This window comes from Corynebacterium singulare (genome assembly GCF_000833575.1).
Classification (GTDB): domain Bacteria; phylum Actinomycetota; class Actinomycetes; order Mycobacteriales; family Mycobacteriaceae; genus Corynebacterium; species Corynebacterium singulare.
The window spans coordinates 1,830,935-1,847,488 of record NZ_CP010827.1; the positions used below are offsets into that span (position 1 = coordinate 1,830,935).

The window sequence follows — 16,554 nt, forward strand, 5'->3', positions numbered from 1 at the left end:
ATTGCAACACGAAAATGCCGAGACATCCTTCACGCGCAGGTCAGCGACCTGAAAAAAGTTCGTCACACTAGGGCTCATATACTCGTGGGTATGCACATTCTCGTTGCCCCCGACTCTTTCAAAGGCACCGCCACTGCCGCGGAAGCTGCTGCGGCGATTGCCCTCGGCGCGCGCCGCGCGGTGAACGCCTGCGACCTCGCGCCCGAATCCACAGTGACGACGCTTCCCATGGCGGATGGCGGTGAAGGTACTGCAGAAGTCCTTGCTAGCGCCGCCGTCGCGCGCCACGGCACCCCAGGCCAGACCATCACGTTGCCCACCACTGATGCAGTGGGGCGCTTGACGGAGGCAAGCTATCAACTGGTGGGTGAGGAAGCGTTTATCGATGTTGCTGCGGCTACCGGCCTTCCAGCCGTGGCCGACGCTCTCGACCCACTCCACGCAGATTCCTACGGCACCGGAGTGCTCATCGCCGATGCGGAGGCACGCGGTGCCACGCACATCGTGCTGGGCCTCGGCGGAAGCGCCAGCATTGACGGGGGCCTGGGAATCCTCGCAGCACTGGGAGCCGCCGCACACGACTCTCGCGGCTATGCGCTCCCCAAGGGCGGCGCCCCGCTGGTGAACCTGGACACCATCGACACGGCACAACTCAATATGAAAGCCGCCCTACTGGATTACACCTTGGTGGCGGATACCCGCGCAGTCCCCATTCAGGCAGCCACCATGTATGGCCCACAAAAGGGCGCCGAGGGCGAGCAGGTAGCCCTCCTTGCCGGCGCAATGCTGCAACTGTGCGAGGTAACTGGGACGGATGCGCACGCAGAATTCATGGGCGCTGCCGGCGGCATCCCCATCGCGCTGAGCTGGCTCTCACGGACATTGTGGGGCACGGATGAGCACTGCTCGATCGTGCCGGGCGGGCACTACGTGGCCGATAAACTTGGACTCCCCGCGCGTCTAACCGAGACCGATTTGCTCATCACCGGTGAAGGCTGCTTCGATGAGCAATCCCTTACCGGCAAAGTGGTGGGCACTCTGGCGGAGTTAACGGCGGAGGGCACTGCGGGCTCCCCCACCCTCGGCGTCATTACGGGCTCCGCCACGGTTGCGCCCCCAGAGGGAGCCCTACTTCACGAATTGGACAGTGACAGCCACAGTGAAGTCGCTGCGCAGATCAGTGCCGCCACTGAGAGACTCGTGACGGAATTTATTCAGAGCACTACGGGTTAACCTGCACCGACCATGGGAAGATAGCTGGGCGCTCGTGCGCAGCCTCATCTTCAAGCAAGACGTGATCCTTGGGCAGCACCGAATGCGGAGTCAGAAGACGCGCAAGGACCATTGTCAGCTGGTTCACTGACCCCGTGACCCCCTCCACCGCAATCTCGTAGCGGTGCACATTCGCGCCCTCAAGATCGCGGTCCTCGTGCTCGTCACGGTAGGTCTGGCGCAGCTGCTCCTCCAGGCCCTCCACACACGGTGGGGAAGCCACACGGGTAACCTCGGCTGCGGTCAGCGAATTGTTATCCACCAGTTTCTGGGTAGCAGTGGTGAAGATCTCGGCAACGCGCTCGGCTTGGTCATCCGGCACCAGAACATCAAACTGAATCATTGGCATGAAGGTAATCCTACCCTAACTTAAAGGACAGTAAATATGGCAGATCCCACACTCGCGACACTTTTCAACTCCAGCGCCGTTGACCTCTCCTGGCAGCGCGCCTTCTACGAGGATCTCCATGCCCACCCGGAGCTGTCCCACGAGGAAGAGCGCACCGCGGGACGCATTCTGGAGAAGCTGGACGATTGTGATTGTGAGGTTGTGACCGGCATTGGTGGCCACGGTATTGTCGCCATTTTCCGCAATGGTGTGGGGCCGACGGCGCTCATGCGCGCCGACTTTGATGCACTGCCCGTGACGGAGGAAACCGGCGTGGACTTCGCTGCCACCAATGGCTCGATGCATGCGTGCGGCCACGACGTCCACACCACGGCACTGTTGGGAGCCTGTGCGCTTCTCGACGTCCACCGCGACGCCTGGCAGGGCACCTTCCTAGCCTTGTTCCAGCCGGCCGAGGAATCTTCCATGGGCGCGAAGTACATGATTGCGGATGGACTCACCGAGCGTGTGCCCACGCCAGATGTGTGCCTAGGCCAGCACGTCATGCCTGGCCCGGCCGGCCAGGTGCAGTCCACCGCCGGCCCTATCCTCGCCGGCTGTGATTCCCTGCGGATCCACATCACCGGCCGCTCTGCCCATGCTTCAATGCCCCACGAGTCCGTCGATCCGTCCTATGTCGCCGCCATGGTGGTCACGCGCCTCCAAGCCATCGTCGGACGCGAAGTGCCGCCCCACGACTTCTTCGTCATTTCCGTCGGCGAGCTGCATGCCGGCGATAAAAACAACATCATCCCCGGCAGCGCCGAGCTAGTTCTCAACACCCGCTACTACAAGCCGGAGTTGGCCGAACGTGTCTACGCCTCCCTCGAGCGCATGGTGCGTGCCGAATGCGAAGCCTCCGGCTGCCCGGCTGAGCCAACCTTCGAGTACTACGCCCATGGCGAAGTCACCGATAATGATCCTGGCGCCCACGAGACGGTGCGCGCGTCCTTTGATGAGGTCTTTGGCGAGCTCTCCGTCACCGCCCAACCAGCCACGGTCTCAGAGGATTTCTGCTACCTCCCCCAGGCCTGGGGCGTGCCCTACTACTTCTGGTTTGTCGGCTCTACCCCGGACGAGCTCCTAGACAACCCTCCAGTCAACCACCAGTCCACCTTTCTGCCGGACTACGCCCCGACCATGGAGTCCGCAACTCGCGCCGCTGCGGCCGCAGTGCTCTCTTTCCTTGCTCGATAAAGCCACCTGAAAGATGGACCGCAGCAACACGCGCTGGAGGTCTGCGCGCCCAATCGGAACTAGTTAAGCTTGAAAGTGATCTTTTTCCGCATTATTGAGCGAAACTTTAAGGAAACCCATGAGCCAGCACTCCGAATTTCAGACAACGGTTCCCGGGCACGTCCGCGCCGCCGCCGGCGTGACGCCGCCGACCGCTACCAACCGTAAATTCTGGTCCGGCCTATCGTCCGCAGTGATGGAGCAGATTGCCGATAACTGGGAAGCTACCCGAAGCGCCTACGCCGCCGCCCGCCAGCAACACTATTTCTCCGCTGAGTTTCTGCAGGGCCGTGCGCTGCTCAACAACCTGACAAACGTGGGCCTCGTTGATGAGGCCCGCGCCGCCTCGAAGGCAGCCGGCCACGAGCTGGCTGATGTCCTCGAAGCTGAACACGACGCAGCCCTTGGCAACGGTGGTCTCGGCCGCTTGGCAGCCTGCTTCCTCGACTCCGCCGTCACCCAGGACTACCCGGTGACCGGCTACGGTCTGCTGTATCGCTACGGCCTGTTCCGTCAGTCCTTCGAGAATGGCTACCAGCGCGAAGAGCCGGACGCATGGATGGAGAATGGCTACGACTTCATCATCCGCCGCGCGTCCGAGCAGCGCCGCATCCACTTCGATGACATGGACGTGCGTGCAATTCCCTATGACATGCCGATTACCGGCTACGGCACCGATAACGTCGGCACCCTGCGCCTGTGGAAGTCCGAGCCGATCAACGAGTTCGACTATGATGCTTTCAATTCGCAGCGCTTCACCGAGGCCATCGTTGAACGCGAGCGCGTGATGGACATTTGCCGCGTGCTCTACCCCAATGACACCACCTACGAGGGCAAGGTTCTGCGCGTTCGTCAGCAGTACTTCTTCGTCTCCGCTTCGCTGCAGCAGATGATCGACAATTACATCGAGCACCACGGCGAGGACCTCACTGGATTTGCCAAATTCAACTGCATTCAGCTCAATGACACCCACCCGGTTCTCGCTATCCCGGAGCTGCTGCGCCTGCTTCTTGATGAACACGGCATGGGCTGGGATGAGGCCTGGAAGGTCGTTACTGAGACCTTCGCCTACACCAACCACACCGTTCTGGCAGAGGCTCTGGAGAGCTGGGAAGTATCCATCTTCCAGAAGCTCTTCTGGCGCATTTGGGAGCTCGTGGAGGAGATCGACCGCCGTTTCCGCCTCGACATGGCCGAGCGCGGCCTGGACCAGGGCCGCATTGATTACATGGCGCCCGTGTCGAACGGCCACGTTCACATGGCATGGATTGCCTGCTACGCGGCCTACTCCATCAACGGTGTTGCAGCCCTGCACACCGAAATCATTAAGGCCGACACGCTTTCCGAGTGGCACGAACTGTGGCCCGAAAAGTTCAACAATAAGACCAACGGTGTTACCCCTCGCCGCTGGCTGCGCATGTGCAACCCGCGTCTGGCGAACCTGCTCACTGAGCAGGCAGGCTCCGATGCCTGGGTCACTGACCTCACAGAGCTGGCTAAGCTCGCCCCGCTAGCAGAGGATGAAAAGGTTCTGCGCCAGCTCATCAACGTCAAGCGCGCGAACAAGCAGGACTTCGCCGCCTGGATTGAATACCACCAAGGTTCCACCGTGGATCCGGATTCCATTTTCGATGTTCAGATTAAGCGCCTCCACGAGTACAAGCGCCAGCTCATGAACGCCCTGTACATCCTGGACCTCTACTTCCGCATCAAGATCGATGGCGAGACCGTGCCGAAGCGCACCTTCATTTTTGGCGCCAAGGCAGCTCCGGGTTATGTACGCGCAAAAGCCATCATTAAGCTCATCAACACCATCGGTGATCTGGTCAACAATGACCCGGCGACCAAGGACATCCTCAACGTTGTCTTCGTGGAGAACTACAATGTCTCCCCTGCCGAGCACATTATCCCGGCTGCCGATGTCTCCGAGCAGATTTCCGTGGCCGGTAAGGAAGCATCCGGCACCTCCAACATGAAGTTCATGATGAACGGTGCACTGACGCTGGGCACCATGGACGGCGCCAACGTGGAGATCGTCGAAGCCGTGGGCGAAGAAAACGCCTACATTTTCGGTGCCCGCAACGAGGACATCCCGCAGCTGCGCGCCGAGTACAACCCTGGCGAGCTCTACAACTCAGTACCGGGCCTGTCGCGCGTGTTGGATGCGCTTATCGACGGCACCCTGGGCCCCGAGAACAACGGCATGTTCGGTGACCTTCGCTCCTCGCTCCTCGATGGCTTCGGTGAGCATGCCCAGGACACGTACTACGTCCTCGGTGACTTCGCCGACTACCGCGAGACCCGTGACCGTATGGCCGCAGACTACGACGCGGACGAGATGGCGTGGGCCAAGAAGGCCTGGCTGAACATCTGTTACTCCGGTCGTTTCTCCTCTGACCGCACCATCGCGGACTACGCCAACGAGGTATGGAAGCTGGCACCGACCCCTATCGCCAGCCTCTAGTTCTGCACCACCACCCGGAACATCAAGGATGCTACAAACACAGCAATCCCACTGATGGCTCCCGGGTGGACATATAAAAGCACCACCGTCGTCCCAGTTCTAGGGCGCGACGGTGGTGCTTTTCTCTGCTGCGTAAGAAAGTGTGCTTACTGCTCGCGGAGAGTCTGACCCAGCTGGTGAACCTGGATCATGTTGGTATTGCCGGAGATTCCCGGAGGAGTACCAGCGATGACGACGATCATGTCGCCTTCCTTGTACTTGTCCATCCCCAGCAGTGACTGATCGATGGCTTCCATCATGTCATCGGTAGACTTCACCTCGGAGCTCAAGAAGGTCTCTGCGCCCCAAGTCAGGGCCAGCTGCGAACGTACCGCCGGGTGCGGGGTAAACGCCAGCAGCGGCAGCGGGGAGTGCAGACGAGCCACGCGCTTCGCGGTGTCACCGGAGGTGGTGAAGGCCACGATTGCCTTAGCGTTAAGACGCTCAGCAATGTCGCGTGCGGAGTAAGACACCACACCGCGCTTGGTACGTGGCACGTGGGTCAGCGGCGGAACCTTGCCGCCTTCCTCAGCGTTCGTGACGATCTTGGACATGGTGCGCACGACGTTCTGTGGGTCGATACCCACGGAGGTCTCACCGGAGAGCATGACGGCGTCAGCGCCATCGAGCACGGCGTTAGCAACGTCGGACGCCTCCGCACGAGTCGGACGCAGGTTGGAGATCATGGAGTCCAACATCTGGGTGGCCACGATGACCGGCTTGGCGTTCTCACGCGCAATCTGGATAGCGCGCTTCTGGAAGAGCGGAACCTGCTCCAGCGGCACCTCAACACCAAGGTCACCGCGAGCAATCATAATGGCGTCGAATGCCAGCACGATGGATTCGAGGGCGTCGACGGCCTCGGGCTTTTCCAACTTGGCAATGACCGGAACGCGGCGGCCTTCCTCATCCATAATCTCGTGAACCTTGTCCACGTCTGCTGGGGAGCGGACGAAGGACAGAGCAATCATGTCCACACCAAGGTTCAGCGCGAAACGAAGGTCCGCGATGTCCTTTTCCGACAGAGCCGGCACGGAAATATCCATGCCTGGCAGGGAAACGCCCTTGTTGTTAGACACGGGACCACCTTCGGTGACCTCGCAGACTACGTCGTTGCCGTCTACTTCCCGGCATACGACGGCAACCTTGCCGTCATCAATCAGCAAGCGGTCTCCCGGCTTCGCATCCTGTGCCAGGTTCTTATACGTCGTGGATACGCGGTCGTGAGTTCCCTCAACATCCTCCACGGTGATGCGGACAGTTTCACCTTCCGCCCACATTTCCTCGCCATTAATAAATCGACCCAGACGGATCTTGGGGCCCTGGAGGTCAGCGAGGACGCCAACAGCTTTGCCACTTTCATCAGTGGCCTCGCGGACCCAGCGGTAATTTGCTTCGTGGTCTGCATGCTCGCCGTGGGACATGTTAAGGCGCGCGACGTTCATGCCCGCATTCACCAAGCCAAGGATTCCCTCCTTGCTTGCCACGGCGGGACCCAACGTACAAACGATTTTGGTTCTTCTATCCAACATGGAGTGCCTTATTCGCATCGGGGATTATCTAACGATTCCCAAACTACCCCCGTTGGTGTGTCTCGGCCACTGTGAACGCTGCTCACATCCCACGCCACCCAGAGTCCCTTCTTCACGGCGAAACCCATATTTCGCCAGTACCCGCAGTCTCATACGGACGTGACCGGGCACAATCGGACTTATGGAGCACTGTGTGGAGCCGCCCCACCTCCCGTGCCGTCGCCACCAGAAAAGTTCTGTGATCCCTACTACTGCACCACCGCTTCCGCGGACCTAGATGGCCGGGTACGCGGCGGAACCATGACTCCCGCCGGGCGTATCATCGCCCTGAGCGTGAGTTGGATCAACCTCATCAGGAGTCTCCTGTCCTCGGGGCAATCGGAAAAACACGATGAGAGCGATAATGAAACAGACAACGGACACAATGATGTTGATGCGCAGGCCAAAGACGTGCGTGGCCTCATCCGCACGCATATTCTCCACAATAAAGCGGCCCGCCGTGTAACCGGCAACGTAGAGCGCGAACACGCGACCATGCCCCAACTTCCAAGCTTTGTGAGCCCAGAGCAGGAAGATACAGATAATGACGTTCCACACAAGCTCGTAGAGGAAAGTCGGGTGCACTGAAGTCATAACCTCGCCGGTGGACCGGCCGCTGATCGGCGCGTACTCGCCGTTTTCATTGACGCGATAGTAGATATCGAGCGCCCACGGCACGCTTGTCTCGCGGCCGTAGAGCTCTTGGTTGAACCAGTTGCCCAAGCGCCCAATGGCTTGGGCCAAGATGAGGCCGGGAGCGACGGCATCCGCGAAGGGACCCAGCGGAATGCGCTTAATCTTGAACATGCCCCACAACGCCACTGCGCCCAGCGCCACGGCTCCCCAAATACCCAGGCCACCGTTGGTGATCTTCAGAGCGTCGATGGGGTCACACGTAGAGCAGAAGTACTTATCATAATCCGTCATTACGTGGTAGAGGCGTCCGCCGATAATACCAGCAGGAATGACCACTATGGCAGCGTCCCAGACCACGTCCGGGTTGCCACCACGCGCGGTATAGCGGCGCAGCGTCATCCACATGGCCACGAGAATGCCGAGGATGATGCACATGGCGTAAGCGCGAATAGGGATCGGGCCGAGGTGCCACACGCCCTGCGGCGGGGACGGAATGTTGGCGAGGTTGTAAATTTGCACGGGAGATAGTGTGCCTGAAAAGTGCTGTCTCTACAACGCTTCAGCGGCACGGGGGTTTCCTACCGCGCTCGATACTGCGTCTGTGACTAGCTTTTTCGGGAGGGACAAGCCGGGTGTTGCCCGGCCGCCACCAGCGAGCGCGCCAAGGCCATGGGATCCTGAGCCGCCATGATGGACTCGCCGACCAAGATAGCGTCTGCGCCGTGGGAGGCATAAGACAAAACATTGCGGGGTCCGTTGACGCCGCCGACGGCAATGCGGGTAATGGACTCCGGAAGACCGGGCGAGATAGTAGAAAAGGCCTCCCGATTAATAGCATCGGAGGCCAAAGACCACGCATTGATCGCCACGACAGAGCCACCAGCTTTGATGACACGATCCACTTCGGCGCTCGTGCGTACCTCAAGAATGGCGGTCATCCCTAAGGACTCAACGCGGTCCAGAAGAGACTCAAGACGGGCTTGCTCGAGAAGCTCCACCTGCAACGGGATCGCATCGGCGCCGTAGCAGCGTGCCTCGTGAATTTGATACGGATCCACAATGATGTCGCGGCACACCATGGGGACGTCCACGGCATCGCGGGCCACGCGCATATCTTCAAGCGAACCGTGAAAGCGGCGCCGATCCGTCTGGCAGGCCATGACGTGGACCCCCGCCGCTTCAAGGTCATGAGCTAGCGTCGCAACCGACTGTGGGCTTTCGAGGTTCGCGATCTCACCGGCATAAGGCACGGCACGTTTGATTTCGGTGATGATTGAGCACCCTGGGCGCAGCAGGGCCCGGGCTGCATCGCGCGGGGCATCCATATCACGGGAGCGCGCTTTGACTTCCTTGAAGGGGACGCGGGCCTCGCGCGCGGAGACGTCGGCAAGCACGCCGGCGATGAGGTGATCGACAGCGATCGGGGTAGGCATCAGCACCTCCCTCCGTGAGGAGACTCAAAGACGAACCGGGGCGATTGAGATCACACTTAGGCTAGCGCGCCCACGCCCCTAACCGGAAATCCGGTACACCCGACCTTTCATTCACGCGGCGTGGAATCTGTGGGATCAATATCTGCGTCGAGAGCATCCCACATCACACGGCCCGAATCCTGGGATGTCTCCAAATCGTCCTGGAGACGCTCCTGGCGCACAGCTGGAGTCTCATACTTCGACGTGCGCGGCTTGTCTGCGCCGGGATTGCTGGCCACCATAACCGCGCCAAACAGCGCCAAGGCTGCGCCGACGAGCGCCAGAACTGGGCCTGCCGACGCCGCGTCCGCGGCAAGGACCACAGCCCAGTCAGAAATGCTCGTGGCTCCCACCGAGGTATCGTTCGTGCCGCCCTGCAACAGTTCCTGGGCGCGTTCAACTTCAGGCCCCGCAGTCAGCAACGCGATAGGGCGCCACGCCGCGCCAGCTGCCGCCACTGCACTCAGAATGGCGACGATGCGTCGAGCGGTACGGCGGAGCGCCAGAGCAGCCACACTGCCAGCAAGAATGACCACAGTCAACGCTATGAGCTCGAGTGACCACAGCGAACCGGACAGCTCCATGACGCTCGAGCCAGCCTTATCATCTTCCACAGCGGCTTTAACCCAGGTCATGCGCGAGGACAACCACAGCGCAATGGTTCCCACGAACATAAGAACCGGTCCGATGCGTCTAGCCATGAGTTATCTCCCCAGCCTTGGTTACAGTCATTGCCTCTTCGGTTGTTTCCTCCGCCTTAGCCAAGAGATTATGCGCATCGAAGCACGTGCGATCCCCCGTGTGGCAGGCACCGCCCTCTTGGCGCACGGTGAGCAAGATGGTGTCGCCGTCACAATCCAGGCGAGCGCCGAGCACCTCTTGGGTATGCCCGGACGTCAAGCCTTTGATCCAATACTCCTGGCGGGAACGCGAATAGTAGGTACCACGACGCGTAGCCAGCGTGTACGCCAACGCGTGGTCATCCATCCACGCCATCATGAGTACCTCGCCGCGCTCCGACTGCACAATAGCGGGAACAAGTCCGGCCTCGTTGCGCTTGAGCTGCTGGGCGATGTCTCCTGCCAGTTCATAGTCTTCAACAGTGCGACCTGTTGTGTTTCCCGCTGTGCTCACAGGCGCACCTCATACCCCGAAGCCGCCAGCGCCTGCTTAACCTCAGCGATGTCGATCTCACCGAAGTGGAAGATACTCGCTGCTAGAACGGCATCCGCCCCAGCCTCAACAGCCGGCGGGAAGTGCTCGGCCTCACCGGCACCACCCGAGGCGATGATGGGGACGGATACCGCTGCACGAACCGCCTGGAGGAGCTCGATGTCGAAGCCCTCCTTGGTGCCATCACCATCCATAGAATTGAGCAAGATTTCACCCACGCCCAGCTCCTCGCCGCGGCGAGCCCACTCCACCGCATCAAGACCAGCAGGCTTGGTGCCGCCATGCGTGGTGACTTCAAAACCGCTGGGATATTCAGGCGAACGGCGCGCATCGACAGAAAGCACAATGCACTGCGAGCCAAAAACATCAGCAAGTTCACGCAGCAGTTCAGGGCGAGCAAGTGCAGACGAGTTCACAGAAACCTTGTCCGCGCCAGCGCGGAGGAGCTCGCGTACATCCTCAACCGACCGCACTCCTCCTCCCACCGTGAGCGGGATGAATACCTGATCCGCAGTACGCCGCACGACATCAAGCATGGTGCCGCGACCATCCTTAGATGCGGATACGTCCAAAAAGGTCAACTCGTCTGCTCCCAGCTGGTCATAGCGGGCGGCAAGCTCCACTGGGTCACCGGCATCACGCAGGTTTTCAAAATTGACGCCCTTGACCACACGGCCATTGTCAACGTCTAGGCACGGGATCACGCGCACGGCAAGCGCCATGGTGATTGTCCTCCTCAAGGGATGGGGGTTTGAAGGTAAACGGGATAATAGAAAGCGCTCTAGCGCTGGCCTCGCGGGTTGCGAGCAATGGCATCCAACATGGTGGCATGGACCTGTGGGGTGCCGCCCACAAAACCTTTCGAGGTCGCCGTCCACTCGTTGCCTTCGGGATCACTGACGCGTCCTCCAGCTGCCTTGATCATGAGCGCACCTGCAGCGTTATCCCACGGGTGCGGTGAGAAATTCACCGCGCCATCAAAGACTCCTTGCGCCACGAAAGCATTATCTAGGCCCACCGAGCCGGTCATGCGCGGGCGCAAGCCAGTCTCACGAAGATCGTTGAACAGTGCCGTGGGCAGGTGCGACGAGCAGCCAATATGGCCACGGGCTTCATCAAAGCCGAGAGCGCCTTCTCCGCCACCAAACCCGGTGGAGGGACCACCGCTGGTGCGCAGCGGCATTCCTTCTGCGGCCACGACGCGGCGGCCCAAGAGCGGGAAGTCCGCCACCGCAACAACCGGCTTCGCCTCATGAAGGAGAGTGACCAAGATTCCGCAGCATGGATTACCCGCGGAGTAGTTAGCGGTGCCATCGACTGGGTCAACGACCCACACGGTGTCCTCGAGGCTGCCACCGGACTCCTCGCCAAAGACAGGTATGCCGGTAAGTTGGCTCAGCGTCACCCGCAGCTGCTGCTCAATCTGCAGGTCGACTTCGGTGGCAAAGTCACCCTCCCCCTTAAAACGGGCAGGGGCCGCTCCCAAACCAGCGCGGAAGAGGTCATCGACCTGGTCCACGGCAGCTTCCGCAAAAGCAACAAGTTCGCGAGGATCTGAGGCAGAAAGTCTTGACATGGCTGCCATACGCTTAGGCCTCCTCAATAGGATCGATGTACTCCTCAGCCGGCAGCGGAGTGACCTCTGCAACGGCGGCAAGTGCTTCTTCCAACGTGAAGCGCTCTTCATACAGCGCCTTGCCGATGATGGCAGAATCGATGCCTTCATTCTCGTAGAGTGCCAGCTCGCGCAGATCATCCAGACTCGAAATACCGCCCGAGGCAGTCACTGCAGCATCGGTGGCTGCAGCCACGTCGCGCAGGAGCTCGATGTTCGGGCCCTGCAGCGTACCGTCCTTGGACACGTCGGTGACTACGAAACGAGTGCATCCAGCGGAATCGAGGCGCTCGAGAACCTCCCAGAGGTCCCCACCATCGGAGACCCAGCCATGGCCACGGGTGCGCCATTCACCGTCAACGAGCCGTACGGCCAAGTCCACCGCGATACGATCTCCGTGTTCAGCCAGCACCTTAGCTATCCACTCAGGCTGTTCCAGGGCTGCAGTGCCAATGTTGACTCGACGTGCCCCTGTGGCCAGTGCTCGGGCGAGGGACTCATCATCCCTGATTCCACCGGTGAGCTCCACCTCAAGGTCCACACTCGTGGTGATCTCTGCCAGTAATTCGTGGTTGGAACCGCGGCCAAAGGCAGCGTCCAAGTCCACTGCATGCAGCCACTGCGCGCCTTGGGCTTGCCACTTGAGGGCGGCCTCGCACGGGGATCCGTAGGACTTTTCGGTTCCGGCTTCGCCTTGATCTAGGCGCACGGCCTGGCCATCAACAACGTCAACCGCGGGCAACAGTGTAAAGCTCATGGTGGGTAGTCTACCTTCCGGACGAGCTCTTTAAAGCGTTCCGATCCAGTTCTTTAACAGCTGCGAGCCCGCATCCCCAGACTTCTCCGGATGGAACTGCGTAGCCCACAGCGCACCATTGTCCACCGCGGCCACAAAGCGGTCCCCGCCGTACTCTGACCACGCAACTTTTGGTGGCTCGGTGATTTCGGTCTGCAGCTCCCAGCTACGGGCAGCGTAGGAATGGACGAAGTAGAAGCGATCCTCCGGGCCGATACCGTCGAACATATCGCTGCCCTGAGGGATTTCCACTGTGTTCCATCCCATGTGAGGCAAGACGTCAGCATCCAGCTTGCTCACATCGCCCGGCCATTCCCCGCAGCCCTCTGTGTGAATGCCATGTTCGGTGCCGGATTCAAAGAGCACCTGCATACCCACACAGATGCCAAGAACCGGACGTCCACCGGCAAGTCGCTGACCGATGATGCGCGGGCCCTGGGCGTCACGCAGCCCCTTCATGCAGGCGGCGAAGGCGCCCACACCGGGCACGAGCAAACCATCCGCCTCAACCGCACGCTTGGGGTCTGCTGTGACGGTGACCTCTGCACCGACGCGCTCAAGCGCGCGGACGGCAGAGCGCAGATTACCCGCCCCATAATCCAGGACGGCGACGTTCCGGGAACTCATCGTTGTTCCTTTCCAGGCCTCCTCGGCCACCTAATCATCCGGAGTCGGGTTTTGATGTCATTGGTTTCACTCACGCGCGTCTTGCCCAGTGCGCTATCCGCCAAGGTCATGAGAAGACCCACCGCGATAATGGCGGAACCCGTGGCAAACGCCCCGTCATAACCGGACATCGCCACCACCGCACCGAGGGCCGTGGAACCAAGACCGGTGCCACCGTCGTAGAAGATATTCCACACGGCAGAGCCTTCTGAAAGGCGCTCACGAGGCAGTCGGTCGAACATCGACAGCAACGCCTCATTCTGAACAACGCCGAAGCCCGCGCCATAAATCGTGGTTCCGAATACGAGCAGCCAGACCGACCACTCCTGCCACAGCACCACCGCGATAAGTCCCACACCAAAGACAGAGAAAATCTGCGCCGGAATCATGAGCGTTCCCGGCCTTCCGGCTCGGTCCGCCACGACACCCGCCACATAGCGGAAGATCATGGCCGCACCGCCGATAACGGACAGCATGAGGCCACCAAGGACGGCGCCGCGCTCTGGATCTAGCTCACGCACTGCTGGGGAGATGAAGTTTGAGGCCACACCGTAGCTCACGGAGAAGCTGGTCAGCGCCAGCGCCGGAACCAACACGAGCTTCCACATCGGCGCACGCGGGGTGGTATCCGACGGATCCGGGGTTCCGACAGGGGCTGCCTTGATCTTGGGGACGAGGATGCAGGTGAAGAATCCCAGCAGACCAAGTCCCGCCGCCAGCAGGTAGACGATGTTGTAGTTGAAGGCCGCTGCAACTGCGAGACCAACCGGCAAGAAGGCCATTTGTGCTGCACCGATAAACAATCCGAAAATGCCTGTGGCCTTACCCAGAAGGCGTCGCGGTGTAATTTCCGCGATCAAGGCGTTTTCGCCCACAGTCAGAGCACCAAAGCCAATACCGCGTAGGGCAGAAAAGCCAAGGGCAATGGGAGCGGCGTCACCAAGCATGTGCCCCAACGCTGGCACTCCCAGGAGCAAAGCTGAGGCCGCCATCACAGGACGGTAGCCAAAGATACGCAACAGCATCGGGGTCATCATCTGGGTGAGGACGGTAGCCAACATAAAGACACCCGTGGTAGCGCCAGCCAATGTCGCCGAACCGCCGGCATCAAGCACCGCCAAGGGCACAACGGGCAGCAGCACTGACCAGGCACCGAACGCGGAGACCACCGCGATCATGGTCTCTTTAAAGCCGGCAACCTTCCATACGCTCGTAGGAGTCGATCCAGTCATTTCGCCGACACCCCTTCCGAGAAAATATCCAGCAGCCATGCCACTGCGGCCGCGACCGTTATCGCTGCCAAGACGCCCGCAACCACAGTCATGAGTTTGGAGTCATTCTGGTAGGCCGACCATGCGCCGCCGATGAGCAACCCAGCGACGAGAAACAAGAAAAGAACAAAGATGTTCATAACAGGTTAGAGCGCTCCCTTCGTCGACGGAACGCCGCTGACCCGCGGATCACGTTCGGTGGCGTGGCGCAGAGCACGGGCCACCGCCTTGTACTCCGCCTCCGTGATGTGGTGCGGATCGCGCCCGTAGCGAACATTGACATGCAGGGTCGTCGCCGAATGGATAGCGAAGGTCTCGAAGAAGTGCCGGTTAATCACCGTGGCATAATGCCCGCCGATGATCTGCCATTCCAAGCTCTCGGGCTCGCCGTTCATGACGAAGTAGGGGCGGCCAGAAATGTCCACGACAGCCTCAACGAGGGTCTCATCCATAGGCAGAAGCTGGGAACCAAAGCGGCGGATGCCGGACTTGTCCCCCAGGGCTTCAAGAAATGCGCGGCCGAGGACAATGGCCGTGTCTTCGACAGTGTGGTGCGCGTCGATCTCAATGTCGCCTTCAGCGTGAACAGTGAGGTCGAAGGCGCCGTGAGTACACACGGCAGTGAGCATGTGATCGAAGAACGGCAGACCTGTGGAAATATCCGCCTTCCCAGTACCGTCGAGATTGATTTCGACGGAGATTCTTGTCTCCCCTGTGGCGCGCTCAGCGCGACCAATACGGTGACCGCGCTCTTGGCTCTCATCTACGTCGGTACTCATAGTCTCACGCTCCTCCTTCACATCGTGTTCATGGTGTTATTTCTCAACCATCTCTACTGTATCTGCCAGGTCCGCTGCGGCCGAAAGGAAGGCGTCATTTTCCTGCGGCAGGCCAATGGTGGCGCGCAATAGTCCCGGGACGCCGTTGTCACGGATGAGAACATCGCGGTCAAGGAATCCTTGCCACACTGCATGCTGGTCGGCAAAGCGCCCAAAGGATACAAAGTTGGATTCGCTCGGTACTACGTAGTAGCCGAGCTCCTTGAGGCGGGCCACGACGCGATCGCGTTCCGCCGATAGTGTGGCCACGGTGCTCAATGTTTCTTCTTTGTGTTTGATCGCCACGATGGCCGCAATCTGGGAGAGCACCGAAAGGTGATAGGGCAAGCGCACGAGCATGACGGCCTCCACGAAGGCGGGGTCAGCAACGAAGTATCCTAGGCGGCCACCGGCGAAGTCGAAGGCCTTTGACATGGTGCGGGACACCACGAGCTTCGTGGGGTATTTCTCCAGGAGAGTGGTGGCCGAAGGCGAGGGAGAAAACTCCATGTAGGCTTCGTCCACGATGACGATTCCGGGCGCTGCCTGGATAATCTTCTCCACCACCTCGATGGGCGTAACATCACCGGTGGGGTTATTCGGGGTGGTGATAAAGATAACATCAGGGCGGTGCTTTTCGATGTCCCCCAGCGCAGCCTCCTCATCAATCCGAAAATCCTCAGTACGCGGACACGAGATGAATTCCGTCTGGGTGCCGGCACAGAGAATCGGATGCATGGAATAGCTGGGGGTAAACCCGAGGGCACTGCGCCCAGGACCGCCGAAGGCCTGCAGCAACTGCTGCAGCACCTCATTCGAACCGTTAGCGGCCCACACATTGTCCACGCTAACGGTCACGCCAGTCTGACCGCTCACGTAGCTCGCCAGCGCGGTGCGCAGCTCCACGGCGTCACGCTCGGGGTAGCGGTTGAGCTGGGCTGCGTGCTTTTCGACGGCCGTGACCATGTCTCGGACCAAAGCCTCCGACGGCGGATATGGGTTTTCGTTGGTGTTGAGCTGATTCGTCACTGTCAGCTGCGGCGCGCCGTAGGCGCTGGATCCACGCAGTTCTTCGCGCAGGGGAAGATCCTTCAACTCAGCCATGGTGTGGGCCTCCTCAGGTGTCGCTAGCTCTCG

17 protein-coding genes are annotated in these 16,554 nt (G+C 60.4%); 3 read left to right on the forward strand and 14 right to left on the reverse strand.

The genetic code is table 11. From position 1 onward, the window contains the following. Positions 1 to 90: 90 nt before the first annotated feature. A complete protein-coding gene (locus tag CSING_RS08525; RefSeq protein WP_042531444.1) occupies positions 91 to 1,233 on the forward strand; it encodes a glycerate kinase in 1,143 nt (380 codons plus the stop codon). Here the strand turns inward: CSING_RS08525 and CSING_RS08530 are convergent. After that, positions 1,223 to 1,621: a hypothetical protein gene (locus CSING_RS08530; protein ID WP_042531446.1), complete on the reverse strand. Its 399-nt coding sequence runs from the start codon at positions 1,619 to 1,621 to the stop codon at positions 1,223 to 1,225. The two genes, CSING_RS08525 and CSING_RS08530, sit on opposite strands and share 11 nt — an antisense overlap. Positions 1,622 to 1,657: 36 nt before the next feature. On the opposite strand from CSING_RS08530, the gene CSING_RS08535 reads away from it, so the two are divergent. Both CSING_RS08535 and CSING_RS08540 read left to right on the forward strand, forming a co-directional pair. After that, on the forward strand, positions 1,658 to 2,857 hold the full coding sequence (locus CSING_RS08535) for an amidohydrolase (RefSeq protein ID WP_042531448.1): 1,200 nt from the start codon (positions 1,658 to 1,660) through the stop codon (positions 2,855 to 2,857). A 118-nt stretch (positions 2,858 to 2,975) separates the two neighbouring features. Next, entirely contained in the window at positions 2,976 to 5,360 is a 2,385-nt protein-coding gene (locus CSING_RS08540) for a glycogen/starch/alpha-glucan phosphorylase (protein ID WP_042531450.1), read from the forward strand. A gap of 146 nt (positions 5,361 to 5,506) precedes the next feature. Here CSING_RS08540 and pyk read toward each other — a convergent pair whose 3' ends face one another. The 13 genes from pyk to CSING_RS08605 form a co-directional block, all read right to left on the reverse strand. Continuing rightward, positions 5,507 to 6,928, reverse strand: a complete 1,422-nt coding sequence (gene pyk / locus CSING_RS08545) for a pyruvate kinase (protein ID WP_042533319.1) — start codon at positions 6,926 to 6,928, stop codon at positions 5,507 to 5,509. A 276-nt stretch (positions 6,929 to 7,204) separates the two neighbouring features. Beyond that, positions 7,205 to 8,125 (reverse strand): prolipoprotein diacylglyceryl transferase, encoded by a 921-nt coding sequence (gene lgt / locus CSING_RS08550; RefSeq protein ID WP_042531451.1) that lies wholly within the window; start codon positions 8,123 to 8,125, stop codon positions 7,205 to 7,207. An 86-nt stretch (positions 8,126 to 8,211) separates the two neighbouring features. Continuing rightward, positions 8,212 to 9,039 carry an indole-3-glycerol phosphate synthase TrpC gene (locus CSING_RS08555; protein ID WP_042531453.1) on the reverse strand — a complete coding sequence of 276 codons (828 nt, stop codon included), beginning with the start codon at positions 9,037 to 9,039 and terminating at the stop codon, positions 8,212 to 8,214. 107 nt (positions 9,040 to 9,146) lie between these two features. Continuing rightward, positions 9,147 to 9,779 (reverse strand): TIGR02234 family membrane protein, encoded by a 633-nt coding sequence (locus tag CSING_RS08560; protein ID WP_042531455.1) that lies wholly within the window; start codon positions 9,777 to 9,779, stop codon positions 9,147 to 9,149. Then, a complete protein-coding gene (gene hisI, locus CSING_RS08565) occupies positions 9,772 to 10,164 on the reverse strand; it encodes a phosphoribosyl-AMP cyclohydrolase (protein ID WP_236684072.1) in 393 nt (130 codons plus the stop codon). Before hisI ends, CSING_RS08560 begins: the two co-directional genes overlap by 8 nt. Before the next feature lie 44 nt (positions 10,165 to 10,208). After that, positions 10,209 to 10,973: an imidazole glycerol phosphate synthase subunit HisF gene (gene hisF, locus CSING_RS08570; protein ID WP_042531458.1), complete on the reverse strand. Its 765-nt coding sequence runs from the start codon at positions 10,971 to 10,973 to the stop codon at positions 10,209 to 10,211. A gap of 59 nt (positions 10,974 to 11,032) precedes the next feature. Next, positions 11,033 to 11,836, reverse strand: coding sequence for an inositol monophosphatase family protein (locus tag CSING_RS08575; RefSeq protein WP_042531460.1), 804 nt, complete (start codon positions 11,834 to 11,836; stop codon positions 11,033 to 11,035). A 4-nt stretch (positions 11,837 to 11,840) separates the two neighbouring features. Further along, on the reverse strand, positions 11,841 to 12,623 hold the full coding sequence (priA, locus tag CSING_RS08580) for a bifunctional 1-(5-phosphoribosyl)-5-((5-phosphoribosylamino)methylideneamino)imidazole-4-carboxamide isomerase/phosphoribosylanthranilate isomerase PriA (RefSeq protein WP_042531462.1): 783 nt from the start codon (positions 12,621 to 12,623) through the stop codon (positions 11,841 to 11,843). A 30-nt stretch (positions 12,624 to 12,653) separates the two neighbouring features. Beyond that, positions 12,654 to 13,289, reverse strand: coding sequence for an imidazole glycerol phosphate synthase subunit HisH (gene hisH / locus CSING_RS08585; protein WP_042531464.1), 636 nt, complete (start codon positions 13,287 to 13,289; stop codon positions 12,654 to 12,656). Continuing rightward, positions 13,286 to 14,560 carry an MFS transporter gene (locus CSING_RS08590; RefSeq protein WP_042531466.1) on the reverse strand — a complete coding sequence of 425 codons (1,275 nt, stop codon included), beginning with the start codon at positions 14,558 to 14,560 and terminating at the stop codon, positions 13,286 to 13,288. Before CSING_RS08590 ends, hisH begins: the two co-directional genes overlap by 4 nt. After that, the gene (locus tag CSING_RS08595) at positions 14,557 to 14,739 is read right to left on the reverse strand and encodes a hypothetical protein (protein WP_042531468.1); all 183 of its coding nucleotides are present in this window, start codon (positions 14,737 to 14,739) and stop codon (positions 14,557 to 14,559) included. The genes CSING_RS08590 and CSING_RS08595 overlap by 4 nt, the downstream gene beginning before the upstream one ends. A gap of 6 nt (positions 14,740 to 14,745) precedes the next feature. Further along, positions 14,746 to 15,378: an imidazoleglycerol-phosphate dehydratase HisB gene (gene hisB, locus CSING_RS08600; RefSeq protein WP_042531470.1), complete on the reverse strand. Its 633-nt coding sequence runs from the start codon at positions 15,376 to 15,378 to the stop codon at positions 14,746 to 14,748. Between the two features lie 36 nt (positions 15,379 to 15,414). Then, a complete protein-coding gene (locus tag CSING_RS08605) occupies positions 15,415 to 16,521 on the reverse strand; it encodes a histidinol-phosphate transaminase (RefSeq protein ID WP_042531472.1) in 1,107 nt (368 codons plus the stop codon). Positions 16,522 to 16,554: the final 33 nt, after the last annotated feature.